The sequence below is a fragment of the Halomonas sp. SL1 genome, assembly GCF_003030865.2.
GTDB classification, from domain to species: Bacteria; Pseudomonadota; Gammaproteobacteria; order Pseudomonadales; family Halomonadaceae; genus Halomonas; species Halomonas halophila.
The window spans coordinates 111,835-130,425 of the sequence record NZ_PYUQ02000021.1; the positions used below are offsets into that span (position 1 = coordinate 111,835).

At 69.7% G+C, this 18,591-nt stretch carries 14 protein-coding genes; 7 read left to right on the top strand and 7 right to left on the bottom strand.

Going from position 1 to position 18,591, the window contains the following annotated elements:
* Positions 1–41: 41 nt before the first annotated feature.
* A complete protein-coding gene (gene yegQ, locus C9J49_RS14530) occupies positions 42–1,430 on the bottom strand; it encodes a tRNA 5-hydroxyuridine modification protein YegQ (RefSeq protein WP_107181991.1) in 1,389 nt (462 codons plus the stop codon).
* A 200-nt stretch (positions 1,431–1,630) separates the two neighbouring features.
* Here yegQ and queC point away from each other — a divergent pair, with 200 nt between their 5' ends.
* The 4 genes from queC to C9J49_RS14550 are packed head-to-tail and all read left to right on the top strand — an operon-like array spanning position 1,631 to position 4,170.
* A complete protein-coding gene (queC, locus tag C9J49_RS14535) occupies positions 1,631–2,407 on the top strand; it encodes a 7-cyano-7-deazaguanine synthase QueC (protein WP_107181992.1) in 777 nt (258 codons plus the stop codon).
* Entirely contained in the window at positions 2,400–3,041 is a 642-nt protein-coding gene (gene queE / locus C9J49_RS14540) for a 7-carboxy-7-deazaguanine synthase (RefSeq protein ID WP_046080530.1), read from the top strand. Before queC ends, queE begins: the two co-directional genes overlap by 8 nt.
* Positions 3,041–3,886, top strand: coding sequence for a 6-carboxytetrahydropterin synthase (locus C9J49_RS14545; protein WP_107181993.1), 846 nt, complete (start codon positions 3,041–3,043; stop codon positions 3,884–3,886). The genes queE and C9J49_RS14545 overlap by 1 nt, the downstream gene beginning before the upstream one ends.
* A 14-nt stretch (positions 3,887–3,900) precedes the next feature.
* Positions 3,901–4,170: a YkgJ family cysteine cluster protein gene (locus C9J49_RS14550; protein WP_106487772.1), complete on the top strand. Its 270-nt coding sequence runs from the start codon at positions 3,901–3,903 to the stop codon at positions 4,168–4,170.
* Positions 4,171–4,302: 132 nt separating this feature from the next.
* Here the strand turns inward: C9J49_RS14550 and C9J49_RS14555 are convergent, their stop codons facing one another.
* Genes C9J49_RS14555 through C9J49_RS14565 form a run of 3 tightly spaced genes read right to left on the bottom strand, consistent with a single transcriptional unit; the run spans position 4,303 to position 9,337 of the window.
* Positions 4,303–8,202 carry an AAA family ATPase gene (locus C9J49_RS14555; RefSeq protein WP_046080296.1) on the bottom strand — a complete coding sequence of 1,300 codons (3,900 nt, stop codon included), beginning with the start codon at positions 8,200–8,202 and terminating at the stop codon, positions 4,303–4,305.
* 33 nt (positions 8,203–8,235) lie between these two features.
* Positions 8,236–8,871, bottom strand: a complete 636-nt coding sequence (locus C9J49_RS14560; protein WP_046080295.1) for a tRNA-(ms[2]io[6]A)-hydroxylase — start codon at positions 8,869–8,871, stop codon at positions 8,236–8,238.
* Between the two features lie 31 nt (positions 8,872–8,902).
* Positions 8,903–9,337 carry a DUF1289 domain-containing protein gene (locus C9J49_RS14565; protein WP_046080294.1) on the bottom strand — a complete coding sequence of 145 codons (435 nt, stop codon included), beginning with the start codon at positions 9,335–9,337 and terminating at the stop codon, positions 8,903–8,905.
* Positions 9,338–9,591: 254 nt separating this feature from the next.
* Here C9J49_RS14565 and acnB point away from each other — a divergent pair, with 254 nt between their 5' ends.
* The 3 genes from acnB (at position 9,592) to C9J49_RS14580 (ending at position 14,843) form a co-directional block, all read left to right on the top strand.
* On the top strand, positions 9,592–12,195 hold the full coding sequence (gene acnB, locus C9J49_RS14570; protein ID WP_046080293.1) for a bifunctional aconitate hydratase 2/2-methylisocitrate dehydratase: 2,604 nt from the start codon (positions 9,592–9,594) through the stop codon (positions 12,193–12,195).
* 196 nt (positions 12,196–12,391) lie between these two features.
* Positions 12,392–12,877 carry a ribonuclease E activity regulator RraA gene (gene rraA / locus C9J49_RS14575; RefSeq protein ID WP_107181994.1) on the top strand — a complete coding sequence of 162 codons (486 nt, stop codon included), beginning with the start codon at positions 12,392–12,394 and terminating at the stop codon, positions 12,875–12,877.
* 85 nt (positions 12,878–12,962) lie between these two features.
* Positions 12,963–14,843, top strand: coding sequence for a glycerophosphodiester phosphodiesterase family protein (locus tag C9J49_RS14580; protein WP_107181995.1), 1,881 nt, complete (start codon positions 12,963–12,965; stop codon positions 14,841–14,843).
* Here the strand turns inward: C9J49_RS14580 and C9J49_RS17070 are convergent.
* The 3 genes from C9J49_RS17070 to C9J49_RS14600 form a co-directional block, all read right to left on the bottom strand.
* Entirely contained in the window at positions 14,840–15,376 is a 537-nt protein-coding gene (locus tag C9J49_RS17070; protein ID WP_146613016.1) for a hypothetical protein, read from the bottom strand. The two genes, C9J49_RS14580 and C9J49_RS17070, sit on opposite strands and share 4 nt — an antisense overlap.
* A 62-nt stretch (positions 15,377–15,438) precedes the next feature.
* Positions 15,439–16,194, bottom strand: coding sequence for a hypothetical protein (locus C9J49_RS14595; protein WP_052719407.1), 756 nt, complete (start codon positions 16,192–16,194; stop codon positions 15,439–15,441).
* Entirely contained in the window at positions 16,187–18,553 is a 2,367-nt protein-coding gene (locus tag C9J49_RS14600; RefSeq protein ID WP_107181998.1) for a Lon protease family protein, read from the bottom strand. Before C9J49_RS14600 ends, C9J49_RS14595 begins: the two co-directional genes overlap by 8 nt.
* Positions 18,554–18,591 lie beyond the last annotated feature (38 nt).

An 18,591-nucleotide genomic window follows, 5' to 3' on the forward strand; every position in this document is an offset into this window, starting at 1 on the left:
CTTCACCGAAGGTCCCGGGTGGTGTCCAGCCCGGCACGGCCTCAGGCGAGGTCGCGCATCAGCAGGCCATACGCGAGACGCTCTGGCGCGATGGCGTCGCCCGGCACGGGGATGCGCACCACGTGACCCGATCCCGGGGCCACGCCCACCGCTTCGCCGCGCTTGTTCTCGATGCGTTCGAGGGCGAAACGGCGGTTGCCGCCAGGCAGCATCAGCTCCATGCCGTCACCGACCTCGAAGCGGTTCTTGACGTCGACCTCCAGCACGCCGAGGTCGGGATCGTAACCCAGCACCTCGCCGACGTACTGCTGGTGCACGCCCATCGAGTGGCCCTGCTCGTAGTTCTGGTACAGGTCGTGGACATGGCGGCGATAGAAGCCTTCGGTGTAGCCACGGTTGGCCAAGTTCTCGAGTTCGTCCATCAGGCGCATGTCGAAGGCTCGACCGGCCACGGCATCGTCGATGGCGCGACGATAGACCTGGGCGGTGCGCGCCACATAGTAGGGTGACTTGGTGCGCCCCTCGATCTTCAGCGAGGCCACGCCCATCTCGGCAAGCCTCGGGACGTGCTGAACGGCGCGCAGGTCCTTGGAGTTCATGATGTAGGTGCCGTGCTCATCCTCATGGACCGGCATCAGCTCGCCCGGGCGCGAGCGGTCCTCGATCAGCGCCGTGAGCGTGTCCTGGCCCTCCCTGCCACCGGCGGAGGCGATCATGCCGCCGTCCTGCCTCCTGTCTTGACCCGGTGTCCAGATGCCGCTGGCGTCGTGGGCGGCATTGGCCGGCACCAGGTCGCCGGTCTCGTCCTCGGCGGCCGTCACCGTGCGGTACTTCCAGCGGCAGGCGTTGGTGCAGGTGCCCTGGTTCGGGTCGCGGCGGTTGAAGTACCCGGAGAGCAGGCAGCGCCCGGAGTAGGCGATGCACAGCGCGCCGTGCACGAAGGTCTCGATCTCGAGGTCGGGGCACTCGGCGCGGATCTGGCCGATCTCCTGCAGCGACAGCTCGCGGGACAGGATGATGCGGCGGATGCCCTGCTGCTGCCAGAACGTCGCCGCCGCATAGTTGACGACGTTGGACTGCACCGACAGGTGGATCACCTGATCGGGCCAGCGCTCGCGGATCATCATGATCAGCCCGGGATCCGACATGATCAGGGCGTCGGGACCGGCCTCGATCACCGGCTCCATGTCGCGCAGGTAGGTCCTGAGCTTGCTGTTGTGCGGCGCGATGTTGGAGGCCACATAGAACGCCTTGCCCCGCTCGTGGGCATAGGCGATGCCCTCGTGCAGGTTGTCGACCCTGAAATCGTTGTTGCGCACGCGCAGCGAGTAGCGCGGCTGCCCGGCATAAACCGCATCGGCGCCGTAGGCGAAGGCGTAGCGCATGTTCTTGACGGTGCCGGCGGGCGACAGCAGTTCGGGGGCTTCCATGAGGCTCACATCACCGGTGGCAAAGGGGCGAAGTCTAGCAACGTCGCCTGTCCACGCTGAATGACATGGATCAGCGTCCTTGGCGCCTGTCCCGTTGGTCAAGTACACTGTGCGCCCCTGCCGGACCGGACCCCGGCCAAGGTCCCGCCGCGCCCGTGACGCGCGCCGGGCAGACAAATTCTCCGCCCCACAGGTATCCCATGTCAGAATCCGCCGCACCGGCCACCGTGGTGATCTACTCCGGTGGCATGGACTCCTTTACCGTGCTGCATCGCGCCCTGCGCGAAGGCCGCGAGGTCCACGCCCTGTCCTTCGACTACGGCCAGCGTCATGCCCGCGAGCTCGCGGTCGCCCGCGAGGTCTGCCGCGAGCTGGGCGTGCCCCACCAGGTGGTCGACATCACCGCCATCCATGGCCTGATCGACGCCTCGGCGCTCACCGACTCCAGCCAGAAGCTGCCCGACGCCGACTACGCCGAGGCCAACCTCAAGGCCACCGTGGTCCCCAACCGCAACATGATCCTGCTGTCGCTGGCGATCGCCAAGGCGGTCAACATCGGCGCCGATCGGGTCGACTACGGCGCCCATGGCGGCGATCACGTGCTCTACCCGGACTGCCGCCCCGAGTTCGTCGAGGCCATGAACGACGTCGCCGGCATCGCCAACTTCGAGCCGGTGACCCTGCACGCGCCCTACCTGCGCGCCGGCAAGGACGAGATCCTCGCCGAGGGCCTGGCCATGGGGCTCGACTACGCCAGGACCTGGACCTGCTACCGTGGTGAAGCCTTGGCCTGCGGCCGCTGCGGCAGCTGCCGCGAACGGCTTTCGGCCTTCGCCGCCAACGGCGCCGTCGACCCCATCGCTTATGACACCACCGGCGACGAGGCCGACGTCTCTTCACAGCGGCCCGATGCCGCCGCCTCTTCACAGCGGCCTGATGCCGCCGCCGACGCCGCCGAAGGGTCCGACCATGTATAGCGTCAAGGAAGCCTTCTACTCGCTGCAGGGCGAAGGCGGCCAGGCCGGACGCGCCAGCGTGTTCTGCCGCTTCAGCGGCTGCAACCTGTGGTCCGGGCGCGAGGCCGATCGCGCCGCCGCGGCCTGCCGCTTCTGCGATACCGACATCCGCGGCACCGACGGCCAGCACGGCGGACGCTTCCATGATGCCGAGGCCCTGGTCGATCACCTGACCGCGCTGTGGCCGGATGCCCCGGGCACCGCCACGCCCCAGGTGATCTTCACCGGCGGCGAGCCGCTGCTGCAGCTCGACGAGCCCCTGATCGCCGCCATGCACGAGCGCGGCTTCGACGTCGCCGTGGAGACCAACGGCACCCTGCCGGCCCCGCCGGGCATCGACTGGCTGTGCGTCAGCCCCAAGGGCGAGAGCGTGCTGGCCCAGACCTCCGGCGACGAGCTCAAGCTGGTCTATCCGCAGAGCGACGCCCCGCCCGAGCGCTTCACCGACCTGGACTTCCATCATTTCTTCCTTCAGCCGATGGACACCGCGGCGGTCGGCGGCGGTGACGTCACGGCCGAGACCGTGGCCTACTGCCTGAGCCATCCGCAGTGGCGGCTCTCACTGCAGACCCACAAGATCACGGGGATCGACTGATGACGCTGTTCGTCAACCGCCTCACCCATCTCGACGCCTCCCTGTGGTGCCCCGAACGCGGGCTGATCGGCGCCAGCTGGCGGGTCGACGCCGAACTCGACGGCGAGCTCGGCGAGGACGGCATGCTGTTCGACTTCGGCGAGGTCAAGCCGTGGATCAAGTCGCGCATCGACCAGGGCCCCGATCACACCCTGCTGGTGCCCACCGAGGCGCCCGGCATCAGCGTCCATGAGTGCGCCGAGGGCCTGTGCGTGCGCGCCGAGTCGCCCTACCCGTTCGAGGTCCGCGGCCCGCGCCAGGCTTTCGCCCTGCTGCCCTGGCCGGCCATCACCGCCGAGCGCCTGGCCGAGCACCTGTCGGCCTCGCTCAGCCGCCAGCCGCCGGCCCGGGTCGAGGCGATCCGCCTGACGCTGACCGACGAGGCCATCGACGGCGCCGCCTACACCTACAGCCACGGCCTCAAGCGCCACGCCGGCAACTGCCAGCGCATCGCCCACGGCCACCGCTCGCGGCTGCACGTGTGGCAGGACGGCGAACGGTGCCCGGCGCTCGAGACCGAGTGGGCCGAACGCCTCGCGGATCGCTACCTGGTGGACGAGGCCGACGTGGTCGAGGGCCTGGATGCCGCCTTCACCGGCCGCCTGACCACGCGCTACACGGCCGAACAGGGGCGTTTCGCCCTGACCCTGCCGCGGGAGCGCTGCATCCCGATGCCGACGCCGACCACGGTGGAACATATCGCCGCCTGGCTGGCCGGCGAGATCGCCCGCGAGACCGGCCGCGCCACCCGCGTGCAGGCCTTCGAGGGCATCGACAAGGGGGCGCTGGCGGAGGCCGAGGCGTGAGCTCGCGCCCGGCCATGAGCGAAGAACAGGACGCCGGCGGCTGCCGCCCCGGCTGCGGCGCCTGCTGCATCGCGCCGTCGATCAGCTCGCCGATCCCCGGCATGCCGGACGGCAAGCCCGCCGGGGTGCGCTGCGCCCAGCTCGACGACGACAACCTGTGCCGGCTGTTCGGCCGGCCCGAGCGGCCAGCGGTCTGCGCCCGCTTCGATTACGACCGCGAACTGTGCGGCGACCACCGCGATCAGGCGCTGGCGCGGATCGCCGCGCTGGAAGTCGCCACCTGAGCCTCGACGCCTCACGCTTCCAAAGGCTCTCTCACACGACCTCCCGCACGACACAAAACGCCCGGCGACGCTCGTCTCTCGAGCCTCGCCGGGCGTTTTGCTTCTTCCATGGCACCTCAGGCGTGTGCGCCGTCAGTCCTCCAGGTCGGCGGTATGCGGCAGCCGCTTGTCGAGCAGGGTCCGCCAGCGCACCAGCACCGGGGCATCGCTGTGACTGACCTCGCCCAGCAGGCCCCGGAAGGCCATGCGCGCGTCCTCATCCTCCGGATCGACCATCGTCAGCCAGGCTTCCAGGGCGCACAGCTGCTGGTGCAGGTTGCCGTCGCCGCGTGCCTGCTCGAGCGCCTGCTCGATCAGACCGCGCACTTCCTCGGCGGGATGCCCCAGGCGGTGGCGCACCTTCGCCAGGTGCACCGCCAGTTCGGCGACGAACAGCGTGGTCCGCTCACGGGCAATCAGCAGGCACTGGTCAAGATAGTCCTCGGCCCGGGCCAGCTCGCCCAGCGACGTACAGGCGTCCACCCACCACAGCGAGGGCCGCTGGTAGGGATCGCGACCGGTGACCTCGACGAACTCCTCCTGGGCCGCCTCGATGCGCTTGAGTCCTTCGCGATCGCCGGACAGCGCCCGCTGCCAGCCCAGCACCTGCCGCGCCGAGACCTGCCACAGCTGCAGGTCCGGCGTGCCGGTGATCTCGTAGGCGCGCTCGGCGCGCTGGGACGCCAGATGCTCGTGTCCCACCTGGCGATAGAGCGCCGCGGCATACATCAGCGCCATGGCCAGGCTGCCCGGGTGATTGATGCGCTCGGCCAGGCGGATCGCCGACTCCACCTGCTGCTGAGCGCGATGATAGTCGCCGCGCAGGCACAGCGCCCAGCTCTGGAAGCAGGTGGCCGCCACCTGGGGATGATCGGAGAACGGCAGCCACTCGATCATCATCGGCGAATTGAGCGGGTCGATCTCCTCGAGATGCTCGTAGGCCTGCTGGATGCGGCCGGCCCAGTACTCGCAGCTGGCCCGGGCGAAATCGGCCAGGCGCCGGTAGCGCGGGTCCTCGAGCCGCGCGGCCAGGTCCGCCAACCGCGAGGCCAGCAGGAAGGCATCGGCGTGGGCGTTGCGCTGGCTGCAGCCGACCCACAGGCCCCACTTGACCAGAAACACCTGCTCCAGGTCCTCGCTGTCTTCCGGCACCTCATCGGTACAGGTCAGCAGCTCTCGGGCACGCACGAAGCTCTCGTGGGCGGTGGGTGAGGCGTGCCCTTCCAGAGCGAAGGCGGCCTGGCCACGCACCGTGTGCAGGCTGACCTCGCGTTCTTCCTGGCCTTCCACGTGACGCAGGCTGGCCAGCCCGAAGTCGGCCATGCGCAGCGCGGTGCGGTTGGCGCTGACCTTGAGCGCCTCGCGGGCGGCAAGCTCGAAGTAGCGCGCCCCGCGGGCATGGTGGCCGCTGCGCCGCAGATGGACGGCGAAATCGCCCGGGTGGCGGCTGATCCACACCGGAAAGCGCTCCTCGATCAGCGACACGACCTGGCGATGCAGGGCCACACGCACGTCCCGCGGGCAGGACAGGTAGGCCGCTTCCTGCAGCAGCTGATGGGTGAACTGATACTCGCGCCCCTCTTCCGTCTCGTCGACCGGCTCGACGATCTCCAGGCGGATCATCTGCTCCAGCGCCGCATTCAGCTGCGGCATCTCCCGGTCGCTGCACTCGGCGAGGAAATCGAGCCGGAAGCGGCGGCCGAGCACGGCCGCCACGTGGGCGACCTCGCGGTCGGCGTCGAGCTGGTCGATGCGGCTGGCCAGCAGCCCCAGCAGGCCCCGCGGCAGCTCGTCGAGGTCGACCTGGCGCCCCTCGCGGCGATCCAGGTCGACGCGGCGGCAGATTTCCTGCAGGTACAGCGGCACGCCGTCGCAACGCTCGACGATCTGGCTGCGCAGGCGCGGGCTGAGCTGCAGCCGATAGCGCCGGGCCAGCTGGGTGAGCAGCCGGGACGACTGCATGGGGTCGAGCCGGCCGAGGGTGATCTGCTGATCCCAGTCGAGCGAGGTCGGCAGCGCTTCGCGGCCGTGGTGGCTGGCCACCATCAGGAAAGGACAGTTGATCGGCAGGCGCGCCTGGAGGCCGGCCAGCACCTTGAAGGAGGGCTCGTCGAGCCATTGCAGGTCGTCGACCATCAGCACCAGGGTGCGCGACTCGGTGAGACGTTCGATCAGGCGCTGCAGCACCCCGACCACCAGCTCCACGGCCTCGCCGTTCTGGGTGAGCATGGCCACCTCGCGGGGCTCGCAGACGCCGAGCGCTTCCTCCAGCAGCAGCCGCGACTCGTCGCCGAGGTCTTCCGGCATCAGCGACGCCAGTCGCTCGGCATCGACGTCATCGCCGAAGTGCCAGTGCAGCAGCTGCCGAGCCACGCCATAGGGCTCCTGGATCGACAGCCGGGTGGTGGGCTGCCAGCAGATCGCCGCCTCGCGGCTCTGTTCGAGATGGCGGAAGCCGACCAGCAGCGCCGACTTGCCGAGCCCCGAAGGGCCCCGGACCAGCACGCTCTGGCGCAGCCCGATGCCGGCCCGGGCCAGGGCATCGCGCAGCGTGCGCAGCGCCCCCTCGCGACCGATCAGGCTCGGCGGCAGCGCCTCGCGCCCGCCTTCATTCGCCCCGAGGACCAGCGCCCGCAGCCACACACGGCCGTCGCTGGCCACCAACCGCGAGGAAAGCCGCGGCTGAAGGTCGAGCGCCGGCGGCATGTGCTGGCTGGCCTGCTGGGAAATCACCAGCTCGCTGCCCTGGGAGGCGGCCATCAGTTCCAGCGCGCCCTGGGTCACCTCGCCCAGCGGGTCGACCAGGTGGCGCTCCGGCAGGTAGACCACCTGGCCGCTGTTGAGGCCGGCGGCGAGGCAGATGCCCGGCGGCTCGCCCTCCCCGCTCCAGTGACGGACGCACTCGTCTGAGAGCGAGCGCTGGCAGTGTTCGTAGAGCGCCACCAGCTCGGCGAGCTGGTGGGCCGGACCGTGGGTGCCGAAGCAGGCCAGCCCGATGCCGCCGGCGGCACCGGGCAGCCAGAAGCCGCCCAGGTGATGGCACTGCTGCTCGAGCCAGCGCATCAGCTCGATCTGCAGGGTTAGGCAGGCCCGGGTCTCACCGCGGGTGGAAAGATCCGCGTCCAGCTCCAGGCGAATCGCCATCACCGACAGCTGACGCATCTCGATCTCGTCGTCGCGCAGCGGCGCGCTGTCCGCGGCCAGGGTACGCGAGAAGCCGACGCCGGGGGCGTTGGCCTCGTCGGGGACGCCATCCGACCAGTAGCGCGCCAGCTGAAGGAAGGCGGGGTCCGGCTGCTGGCCGGTCAGCGCCAGCAGCTGAAGGTAGGCGTTGTACTGCTCGTGGGCGGCGGCCAGCTGGCCCTGCTCGGCGAGCTGGCGCACCAGCCGCTCGTGAAAGGGCCCGTAGCCGGAGAAACGGCTGACCAAGGTTTCCAGCAGCGAATCGGGCAGCGGCTCGGACTGTTCCAGCACCGCCTCGGCGTAGCGGATCACGCGCTGACGCCACTCGTTGCGGACCTGGACCAGCCAGCGCTGGAACTCGGCGCAGGCGGCGAGCTGCAGCTCCTCCACCAGGTCACCCTGGTAGCACTCCAGGATGTCTTCCAGGGTCGCCACCTCGGCGGGTGCCTCGAGCATCGACTGGAGCTCGTGGAGGTCGAACCGCCACGCCTCGGGCAGCTCGAAGGCGATGGTCTGGCGGGATACCGACAGCACCTCCTCGGCCTGCTCACCGAGCGACTGACGCAGGCAGTGCAAGGCATGCCGCAGGTTGGTCCGCCCCGAGGAGAGGCCCTGGTCGGGCCACAGCAGTTCGGCGAGGGTCGCGCGGTTGACCGGCTGCTCGTGCAGCAGCAGGTAGACCAGCAGCGCCTTGACCTTGTCGTAACTGAAATGGGTCAGCGCATCGTCGCCCAGGGTCAGCGAAAAATGACCGAATAACGCCAGGCGATCTTGTTCTTCACGGGTTACGGCGTCGGAAGCATCCCGCATGATTGTTAGGCCCTGCTGGGCGGCGCCCCGAACTCAGGCGGGAACACCGCTGTGAAAACGAAATGCCGTATCCGGCATGGTGATCAGCTCGGCTTCTCGCGCGGCGAGGAAGGCGATGCGATCGTCGATGGCCTCCGGGGCGGCCCGGCGGGCCAGCATCAGGTAATCCTCATAGTGACGCCCTTCCGACTTAACCAGACTGCGATAGAACTTGGCAAGCTCATCGTCAAGGTGAGGAATCAAACGGGCGAAGCGCTCGCAGCTGCGGGCCTCGATCAGCGCGCCCACGATCAGGATATCGATCAGCCGCTCGGGATCTTCAGTGCGCACATGGCGCCGCAGCCCCTCGGCATAGCGCGAGGCCGACAGGTGCCGATAGACGATGCCACGTTCCTCCATCAGCTTGACCACCTGCTCGAAGTGCAGCAGCTCCTCGCGGGCCAGCTGGCACATCTTGGTCAGCAGCAGCGGGTGATCCACGTAGCGGTAGAGCAGGCTCATGGCCGTGGAGGCGGCCTTCTTCTCGCACTGGGCGTGGTCGATCAGCAGCAGCTCGGGGTTGTCGAGGGCCCAGTCGATCCAGGCATCGGGGGTCGGGCAGTGAAGAAAGGCGAGCAGCCCCTCGGGCAACAGGTCAACGGGGGATGGAGCGTCGGCAATGGCGGTCATCGAAGGGTCCGGCGGTTCGTGTCTGAAAGCATCAGGAGTGCGAGGCTCTGGCCTCGCGGCGCGCCTCGGCGGCGGCCATCAGATCGGCGGCGAGACGGGCGTGCAGGGTCGTGGCATCGAGCGGCTCGAGCGGCGCCAGGCCGTAACGCGACAGGTCGCGGATACGGTCGCGTCCGACGCGCAGCAGCTCCACCGCCCGGGACAGCGGCGGTTGCTCCGCGCGAAAGCGAATCCGGTGGCGCACCAGCTGGGCTTCCAGGGCGTCGGCATCGACCACGCTCAGATGACGCCCGGCCACGTCGACGCGCAGGGCATCCAGCTCGGCCATGCGCTGCTCCCGCTCGTCGCCGCCCAGGGCCGGCCAGTCGCGAATCTCGTCGTCGATGCGTTGACAGCCGCGGCAGACGCGATCGCCCACCGTCGTCGAACACAGGCCCACACAGGGGGAAGCAACACGCCCCGCCATCGGCACTCCTCTGCGTTGATGAAAGTCGCACCATGGTAACGCGACGCCCGCACACTGGCACCCCGAAGGCGCTCGGACATGACCAGAGACCAAAGTTCGACCCCCGCCATGGCCGGGATTCTTAACATTGTCGACAGTTTCTCCTAGAATAGCGCCACCGTTGACCGTGCTGATTCCGACGAGCCGAGCGACTCGCCGCGGCGTCATCGCCGCCGCAGGACGCTCGGCCACTACCAACCAATGAGGGCCACCACGTGCTTGAAGCCTATCGCCAACATGTCGAGGAGCGCGCCCAGGCGGGCGTTCCGCCGAAGCCGCTGAACGCCGAGCAGACGGCTGCCCTGGTCGAACTGCTGAAGAATCCGCCCGCCGGCGAGGAAGAGGCCATCCTCGACCTGCTGACCAACCGCGTGCCGCCGGGCGTCGACGAGGCCGCCTACGTCAAGGCCGGCTTCCTGACCGCCATCGCCAAGGGCGAGGCCGAGTCCCCGCTGATCGACCGGATCCACGCCGTCAAGCTGCTGGGCACCATGCAGGGCGGCTACAACATCGCCTCGCTGGTCGAGCTGCTGGACGACGACTCGCTGGCCAAGGAAGTGGGCGAGCAGCTCAAGCACACCCTGCTGATGTTCGACGCCTTCCACGACGTGGAAGAGCGCGCCAAGGCCGGTAACGCCGTGGCCAAGGAGATCATCGAGTCCTGGGCCGAGGCCGAGTGGTTCCTCGCAAAGCCCAAGCTGGCCGACAAGATCACCCTGACCGTGTTCAAGGTGCCCGGCGAGACCAACACCGACGACCTCTCCCCGGCCCCGGATGCCTGGTCGCGCCCGGACATCCCGCTGCATGCCAACGCCATGCTCAAGAACCCGCGCGACGGCATCGAGCCGGTCGAGCCCGGCGTCACCGGTCCGCTCAAGCAGATCGAGGAAGTGAAGGCCAAGGGTCACCAGGTGGTCTACGTCGGCGACGTGGTCGGCACCGGCTCCTCGCGCAAGTCCGCCACCAACTCCGTGCTGTGGTTCTTCGGCGACGACATCCCCAACGTGCCGAACAAGCGCGCCGGCGGCTTCTGCTTCGGCGGCAAGATCGCGCCGATCTTCTTCAACACCATGGAAGATTCCGGCGCCCTGCCGGTCGAGATGGACGTCGAGAACCTCGAGATGGGTGACGTCATCGACGTCTACCCGTATGAAGGCAAGGTCTGCAAGCACGGCACCGACGAGGTGCTGACCACCTTCGAGCTCAAGACCCAGCTGCTGCTCGACGAGGCGCGCGCCGGCGGCCGTATCCCGCTGATCATCGGCCGCGGCCTGACCGCCAAGGCCCGCGAATCCCTGGGCCTGGCCCCGTCCGACGTCTTCCGCCTGTCCGAGCAGCCGGCCGACACCGGCAAGGGCTTCACCCTGGCCCAGAAGATGGTCGGCAAGGCCTGCGGCATGGAAGGCGTGCGCCCGGGCATGTACTGCGAGCCGAAGATGACCACCGTGGGCTCCCAGGACACCACCGGTCCGATGACCCGCGACGAGCTCAAGGACCTGGCCTGCCTCGGTTTCCAGGCCGACCTGGTGATGCAGTCCTTCTGCCACACCAGCGCCTATCCGAAGCCGGTCGACGTGGAAACCCACCACACCCTGCCCGACTTCATCATGAACCGCGGCGGCGTCTCGCTGCGTCCGGGCGACGGCATCATCCACAGCTGGCTGAACCGCATGCTGCTGCCCGACACCGTGGGCACCGGCGGCGACTCCCACACCCGCTTCCCGATGGGCATCTCCTTCCCGGCGGGCTCCGGCCTGGTGGCCTTCGCCGCCGCCACCGGCGTGATGCCGCTGGACATGCCGGAATCCGTGCTGGTGCGCTTCAAGGGCCAGCGTCAGCCCGGCGTCACCCTGCGTGACCTGGTCCACGCCATCCCCTACTACGCCATCCAGCAGGGGCTGCTGACCGTCGAGAAGTCCGGCAAGAAGAACGCCTTCTCCGGCCGCGTGCTGGAAATCGAGGGCCTCGAGGACCTCACCGTCGAGCAGGCCTTCGAACTCTCCGACGCCTCCGCCGAGCGTTCCGCCGCCGGCTGCACCATCACCCTCTCCGAGGACAGCGTCAGCGAGTACCTGAAGTCCAACATCACCCTGCTCAAGTGGATGATCGCCAACGGCTATGGCGACGCGCGCACCATCGAGCGCCGCATCAAGGGCATGGAAGAGTGGCTCGAGAACCCGAGCCTGATGCGCGCCGACAAGGACGCCGAGTACGCCGAGGTGATCGAGATCGACCTCGACCAGCTCGACCAGCCGGTGCTGTGCGCCCCGAACGACCCGGACGACGCCCGCCTGCTCTCCGACGTGGCCGGCCAGTCCATCGACGAGGTGTTCATCGGCTCTTGCATGACCAACATCGGCCACTTCCGCGCCGCCGGCAAGCTGCTCGAGAAGCAGCCCGCAGGCAGCCTGAAGACCAAGCTGTGGCTGGCACCGCCGACCAAGATGGACCAGCACCAGCTGACCGAGGAAGGCTACTACGGCATCTACGGCCGCGCCGGCGCACGCATGGAAATGCCGGGCTGCTCGCTGTGCATGGGTAACCAGGCCCGCGTCGCCGCCAAGAGCACCGTGGTCTCCACCTCCACGCGCAACTTCCCCAACCGCCTGGGCGACGGCGCCGACGTCTTCCTGGCGTCCGCCGAGCTGGCCGCCGTGGCCGCGGTCGAGGGTCGCCTGCCGAGCGTCAGCGAATATCGCCGCTACATGAGCGAGTTCGACGCCATGGCCGGCGAGATCTATCGTTACATGAACTTCCACGAAATCGAGGAATTCCAGAAGGCCGCCTCGAACGTGATCCCGGTGAGCCAGGAAGCCTGATCACCGCCATCGTCACCGATGCTCGCAACATCGCAGGCCCGCCGTCCGGCGGGCCGTCGACGACCGAAGCGCCCCGCCCCGTGCGGGGCGCTTTTTTGTGCGCCCTGCCCGCGTCGCGATTCCTCTCAAGGGGGACTTTCCTCATCGCCTGACTGTGGCATCATCGAGGGTACATCGACCGAGGAGACACCCCGTCATGCCTGCCATCGTCACCCCCGATCTGTGCGACGCCTATCCCGAAGTGGCCGTGCTCGAGCCGATGTTCGTCAACTTCGGCGGCCATGAGGCCTTCTTCGGCCCGGTGCGCACCGTCAAGTGCTTCGAGGACAACTCGCTGGTGCGACAGACCGTCAACGAGCCCGGCGACGGCGCCGTGCTGGTGGTCGACGCCGGCGGTTCCACCCGCTGCGCCATGCTCGGCGACCGTCTCGCCGAACAGGCCGCCGGCAACGGCTGGGCGGGCGTGGTGATGTACGGCTGCGTGCGCGACGTGGACGAGCTGGCCGAGACCGAGCTCGGCATCCAGGCCCTGGCCGCCCATCCGCGCAAGAGCGAGAAGCACGGCGAGGGCCAGCGGGACATTCCGGTCAGCTTCGGCGGTGCGACCATCGAGCCGGGCCAGTGGCTCTACGCCGACAACAACGGCATCCTGATCGCCGACGACCGCCTCGTGCTGGACTGACCCCCCGGCGGACACGGTCCGGCGGCTTGCCGCCCGACTGACTCGGCTGGCAGGGTGAGAGCATGCTCCACGACATGCCACCATCATGCTGACCACGCCTCGCCTGAGCGGCGATGTGCTGCGCAGCCTCAAGCACCATCTGCGTCCGCTGATCGCCTTTCACGCCTTCTTCACCCTGCTCGCCTCCAGCCTGCTGCTGCCGGCGGCGGGCTGGGGCCTGGCCCGGATGCTGGGGCGCCTCGACCGCCCGCTGATCACCCTCGAGGCCCTGTTCGCGGTGCTGGGGACACCGGGCGGTATGGCCTGGCTGCTGGCCACGCTGGCCGTCACCTTCCTGATCCTCTACCTGCAGCAGGCCGGCATGACGCTGGTCGCGGTGCGTCCCCGTGACAACCATCTTCGCCTGGCCGCCGAGGCGCTATGGCAGAGCCTGCGACGGCTGCCTGCGCTGTCCGGCCTGGCCCTGCTCCAGGTCGGCACGCAGCTGCTGCTGATACTGCCCGTGGCCGGCATCGTGGTGACGCTCCACGGCCGCCTGCTTGGCGACCTTGATCCCTATTATGTCCAGCAGGTGCGCCCCCCGGTACTGTGGGCCTTCCTCGCCACGATCGGCCCGGTGGTGCTGGGCTGGGCCGCCCTGGCCGCCACCCTCTACACCCGCTGGCATCTGGCCCTGCCGGCGCTGATCCTGGAAGGCGTCGGCCCGCTTCGCGCCCTGAAGCGCAGCGCCCGGCTGACCCACGGCTGGCGCACCGGCATCGCGGCATCGATCCTGGGGCTGCTGGCGGCGATCCTGCTACTGCCCCTTGGGGTCGGGGCCCTCTTCAACGCCCTCTTCACCCCGCTGCTGGGCCATCTCCCCGAGCGTCGCGAGATACTGCTACCCGCCATGCTCGGCTATGTCACCGCCTACGGCCTGGTGACCCTGGCCGCGGTCTTCGTCGGCATCGCCGCCAACGCCTTGCTGGGAAGCTGCCTCTACCTGCGCCTGGCGCACCGCGAGCCTCGTCCGCCGGCGCCGGCAGCCGCACACCCCGGGCGCCTGGCCTGGGGCGTGGAGCTCGGCGTTCTCGCCTTCGCCATCGCCCAGGCCTGGTGGGTCGTCCAGGGCACCACGATCCGCGAGGAGGTCGACAACATCGCCCACCGCGGCAGCTCGATGGCAGCCCCGGAGAACACCCTGCCGGCCATCGAGCGGGCCATCCATGACGGGGCCGACCTGATCGAGGTCGATGCCCGGCTCACCGCCGAGGCCGAGGTGGTGCTCTACCACGACGCCACCCTGTCCCGCCTGGCCGGCGACGATCGCCGCATCGCCGACCTCGATCGCGGCGTGCTCGACAACGTGGACGTGGGCGGGTGGTTCGGCGACCCCTTCGTGGGCACGCGGATTCCCGGCCTGAAGGAGACCCTGATGAGGGTCAGGGGGCGTGCGGGGCTGGTGATAGAGCTCAAGCCGGACCCGGGCCGCCGCCAGCGGCTCGTGAGCCGGGTAGTGGCGATACTGGAGGCCGAGGCCCGGGCACGGCGAGACTGCCGGAACCGCGCGCCGGACGGTGTCCGCCGCGCGGCCTGCGGCGAGCCCGACCTGAGCTCGAGAATATGGCTGGCCGCCCAGTCCTATGAGCTGCTCGATGAGGTCGCCCGCCAGGCGCCCGCGATGCGCCGCATCCTGCTGGCCCAGCTGACGCTAAGGGGCGCCCTTCCCCGGCGCGGCTACGATGCCCTGGCGCTGCGTCACAACCGCATCGACGACCGCGAGGTGAGGCTCGCTCACCGTCACGGCTACGCCCTGATGGCCTGGACCGTCAACGACCCGGCCCGCATGTCCCGACTGATCGACCTCGGCGTGGATGGCATCATCACCGATCGCCCGGCCGCGCTGCGCCGGCTGCTCACCGAGCGCCGTTCGCTGGGCGACGGCGCCCTGCTGCTGCTGAAACTGCGTCACTGGCTGCGTGATTAGGCGTGACGCCGACAGCGCCAGCTCGCCAACAGGCCGACCAGCGCGACACCGATCAACGCCATCGCGCCCCAGCCCACGGCCTCGACCAGCTGGCGAAAGGCATCGGGGGCGTGCTGGGGCCGGGCCACCATGCCATGGGCGACCAGCCGCCCGCCGCCGTACAACGCGGCGAGCAGCACGGCCAGGGGCCAGGCGCCGCGCAGCGGTGCCAGCGCCATGGTCAGCCGCCACGGCGGCGACGGCTCCGCCTTCTTGTCGCGGCGCGCGGCATCCTTTCCAGCGGCGGCGGCGTCACGGCGTGACGACGACGCTCGCCCCTTTTCCTTGGACGGTGCCTTGCTTGACGCCCTGGCCGACGCCTTGGCGGCCGCCTGCCTGCCCTGCGACGCCCTGGCAGCCGTCTTCTTCTTTCTTCCGGCCGGCGCACGGCGCCCCAGACGCGCGAAGGCCCAGCGCAGCATCCGCCAGACGATCCATCCGAAGGTGAAGCACACGGTCAGGGCCAGCCCGCCCATTACCAGAAAATACGCCATCGGGCGGCTCCTCGAGACAATCAACCGCCCATGATGCCAAAAGCCGCGCCCTCTGTGGGGCTTCAGGGCAGCACGATCACCGGAATCGTCGGCCGCGACAGCCAGTCGGCGTCCTCCGCCAGCAGCGCCCGCAGCGTCTCCCGGCGCATCAGCAGCGCACCGCCGCGACAGGTCGCCAGCCGACGCGACAGCGCGGCCGCGCCCTCGAACCTCAGCGGCATGGCCTCGCCGAACAGAGCCCGCAGCGGATCGGGCACGCACGGAGACTCACCGGCCACGGACGCCACCAGCAGCGGCCCCGCGGCCGCCTCGTGCCAGACCAGCACCGGGCAGGGCGCCGACAGCATCAGCGCGAGACCGCTCGCCCCGAGCCATGCCGTCGACGCGCCCGTCTCGCCGGCCCGGTTCAGCAGCAGCAGGTCGCCGGGCACGGCCAGCGCCAGCGTCTCCTCGAGCACCCGGCCACGCCGCACCTGAAGCGAATGCGGCAGCTGCCGCCCCGCCACCGCACGGGCCAGGGCCTGGCGCACCCGCTCGCCCTGGCGGGCCAGCCCGGCCTCGAGCGCGGCGACGCTGAGCCGGCGCACTCGACCGGAATGGCCCCCGACCTCCCGGGCGAAGGGAAAGGCCGCGCTGTGCAGCAGGTCCTGATCCTCGACGACCAGCACCACCAGCTCGCGCCCCTGCCGCTCGGCGAGACGCACCGCCGCGGCGAGCGCCGCCTGAGCAGGACCGGCAGCATCGTGCAGCGCAAGCACCCTCGCCGGTGTCTCGGGCACCGCCTCCAGGGCGGGACCGGCGTCGTCAGGCTCACTCATCGCCCTTGTCCTCATCTTGCCGGCCGCCGTCGTCATCGCGATGACGCACCGCCTGGCGGAAGCTCGCCAGCCGCTCGGCGACCCGCGCCTCCAGATCGAGGTCCGGCTCGCCGGCGGTCAGCAGCGCCAGCGCCTCCTCCACCCGACGAATCGCATAGAGCCGAAAGCGGCCATCGGCCACGGCCTCGCGCACCTCGGCGTCGAGCATCAGGTGCTCGACGTTGGCCTCGGGCAGGATCACCGCCCGCCCCTCGAGCTCGCCCCGCGCCCGGCACACGGCGAAGAAGCCCTCGATCTTCTCGTTGACGCCGCCCACCGCCTGCACCTCGCCGTACTGGTTGATCGAGCCGGTCACGGCGAAGCGCTGGTCCAGCGGCACCCGGGCAATGGCGGACACCAGCGCACAGGCCTCGGCCACCGAGGCGCTGTCACCCTCGACGCCGCCGTAGGACTGCTCGAAGGCCAGACTGGCCGACAGCGACATCGGCGCGTCCGGGGCATAGCGGCCGGCCAGCCAGCGCGACAGGATCATCACCGCCTTGGCGTGGATCGGACCGCCGAGCTTGGCCTCGCGCTCGATGTCGACCACCTGGCCGTGGCCCGGACGCGCGGTGGCGGTGATGCGGATCGGCTGGCCGAAGCCATGGTCGGTCAGGCGCATCACGGTCAGGCCGTTGACCTGGCCGATCCGCCGGCCGTCGGTGGCGATCATCAGGGTGCCGCGCAAGATCTGCTCGTGACTGCGCTCGCGAATCCGGTCGGCGCGACGGCGCTGCTCGGCCACGGTGCGTTCCACGGCGGCCCGATCGATCGCCGCCTCGCCGGCGGCCTCCGCCCAGTGATCGGCCTCCACCAGCAGATCGTGCAGGTCGCGATGGCGCGCGATGAGCCGCTGCTGGTCGTCGGCCAGGCGACCGGCCCGCTCGATCACCGCCGCCACCCCCTCGGCGGTCAGCGGCCGGAGATCGGCCTCGGTCGCCAGCCTCGCCACCATGCGCGCATAGTCCTCGAGCCCGGCGGGCGTGCGATCCAGCGTGTCGTCCATGTCGGCCTGAACCTTGAACAGCTCCAGGAAGTCGGGGTCGTGCTCGCAAAGCAGGTAATAGAGCAGCCGGTCGCCGAGCAGCACCACCTTGACGTCCAGCGGCACCGGTTCCGGCTCCAGGGACAGGGTGCTGATCAGCCCGTAGGCCTGCTCGAGGGACTCGGTGCGGATGCGCCCGGTCGACAGTACCCGCTTGAGGGTCTCCCAGGCCCCGGGCTGGCTGAGCAGGCCGCGCACGTCGAGCACCAGATAGCCGCCGTTGGCATGGTGCAGCGCGCCGGGGCGAATCAGCATGAAGTCGGTCAGCAGGGTGCCGTTCTGCACCTGATGCTCGATCCGGCCCACCAGATGCTGGTGGCTGGGCAGATCCAGATGGATCACCGGCGCCCCGCTGGCGTCGGCGCTGTCGACCAGCAGGTTGAGCCGGAAGCGGCTGAACACCGCCTCCGGCGGGATCTCGGGATCGTCCTCGCGGAAGCTCTCGACGTGGAACAGCAGCGCCTCGCGTATCGCGGTGAAATGCGCCAGTACGGCCTCCTGCGCGTCGTAGCGGGCCTCGAGCTCCTCCAGCGGCGCATCGATGGCGTCCCGGAGCATCTCCTCGTTGAGCGCGCCGACCTGCTCGCGCAGGGTCTTGGCCAGCCGGGGCAGCTGGCGGATGGCCTGGGCGAGCTTGGTCTGCAAGATCTCGACGGTGCGCTCGATGCGCTCGCGCTCGGCCTGATCGAGCTGCTGGTAGGCGTCGGGCGAGAGCATCTCGCCCTCGGCATCGGCCGGCGCGAAGGTGAAGCCGCTGGGCGTGGACAGCAGCAGGATGTCGTGCTCGCGGGCCTCGCGGCGCACCGCCTCCACCGCATCGCGCTGCCGCTCGCCCATGGCCTGCTCGAGCTCGTGGAGTCGATTCTGGTATTCGTCGCTCTCGAACACCGCGGGAATGGCGGCGGAGAGCTCCTCGATCAGCCGCTCGATATCGCCGCGCAGCTGGCGCCCGAGCCCCGGCGGCAGGCGCAACAGCAGCGGCACGCTGGGATCGTCGAAATTGTAGCGATAGCAGAGATCGGGCGGCGGCGGCGCCGATGCCGCCTGCCGCTCCAGAAAGCGGGTCACCAGGCCTTGCAGGCCGTGGTCGGGAGGCCCCAGCACGTAGAGGTTGAAGCCGTCATGGCGAATCGCCGTGCCCAGCGTCAGGGCGTCCCGCGCCCGGGGCTGGCCTTCGATCATGTCCAGCGGCGCCAGCTCGCTGGTCAGAGCGAAGTCGAAGTGCTCGCTCGGGCAGCGCCGGAACACCGCCTCCACCTCGAGGGGTTCCACCATGGTCCGTCTCCCTTGTCGTCGGAGACAGTATGGTGGAT

Excerpts from the sequence above, each read along its gene's own strand:
- yegQ (WP_107181991.1), bottom strand. The coding sequence starts at position 1,430 with ATGGAAGCCCCCGAACTGCTGTCGCCCGCCGGCACCGTCAAGAACATG.
- rraA (WP_107181994.1), top strand. The coding sequence starts at position 12,392 with ATGCCTGCCATCGTCACCCCCGATCTGTGCGACGCCTATCCCGAAGTG.
- C9J49_RS14580 (WP_107181995.1), top strand. The coding sequence starts at position 12,963 with ATGCTGACCACGCCTCGCCTGAGCGGCGATGTGCTGCGCAGCCTCAAG.
- C9J49_RS17070 (WP_146613016.1), bottom strand. The coding sequence starts at position 15,376 with ATGGCGTATTTTCTGGTAATGGGCGGGCTGGCCCTGACCGTGTGCTTC.
- queC (WP_107181992.1), top strand. The coding sequence starts at position 1,631 with ATGTCAGAATCCGCCGCACCGGCCACCGTGGTGATCTACTCCGGTGGC.
- C9J49_RS14595 (WP_052719407.1), bottom strand. The coding sequence starts at position 16,194 with ATGAGTGAGCCTGACGACGCCGGTCCCGCCCTGGAGGCGGTGCCCGAG.
- C9J49_RS14565 (WP_046080294.1), bottom strand. The coding sequence starts at position 9,337 with ATGGCGGGGCGTGTTGCTTCCCCCTGTGTGGGCCTGTGTTCGACGACG.
- queE (WP_046080530.1), top strand. The coding sequence starts at position 2,400 with ATGTATAGCGTCAAGGAAGCCTTCTACTCGCTGCAGGGCGAAGGCGGC.
- C9J49_RS14555 (WP_046080296.1), bottom strand. The coding sequence starts at position 8,202 with ATGCGGGATGCTTCCGACGCCGTAACCCGTGAAGAACAAGATCGCCTG.
- C9J49_RS14545 (WP_107181993.1), top strand. The coding sequence starts at position 3,041 with ATGACGCTGTTCGTCAACCGCCTCACCCATCTCGACGCCTCCCTGTGG.
- C9J49_RS14550 (WP_106487772.1), top strand. The coding sequence starts at position 3,901 with ATGAGCGAAGAACAGGACGCCGGCGGCTGCCGCCCCGGCTGCGGCGCC.
- C9J49_RS14600 (WP_107181998.1), bottom strand. The coding sequence starts at position 18,553 with ATGGTGGAACCCCTCGAGGTGGAGGCGGTGTTCCGGCGCTGCCCGAGC.
- C9J49_RS14560 (WP_046080295.1), bottom strand. The coding sequence starts at position 8,871 with ATGACCGCCATTGCCGACGCTCCATCCCCCGTTGACCTGTTGCCCGAG.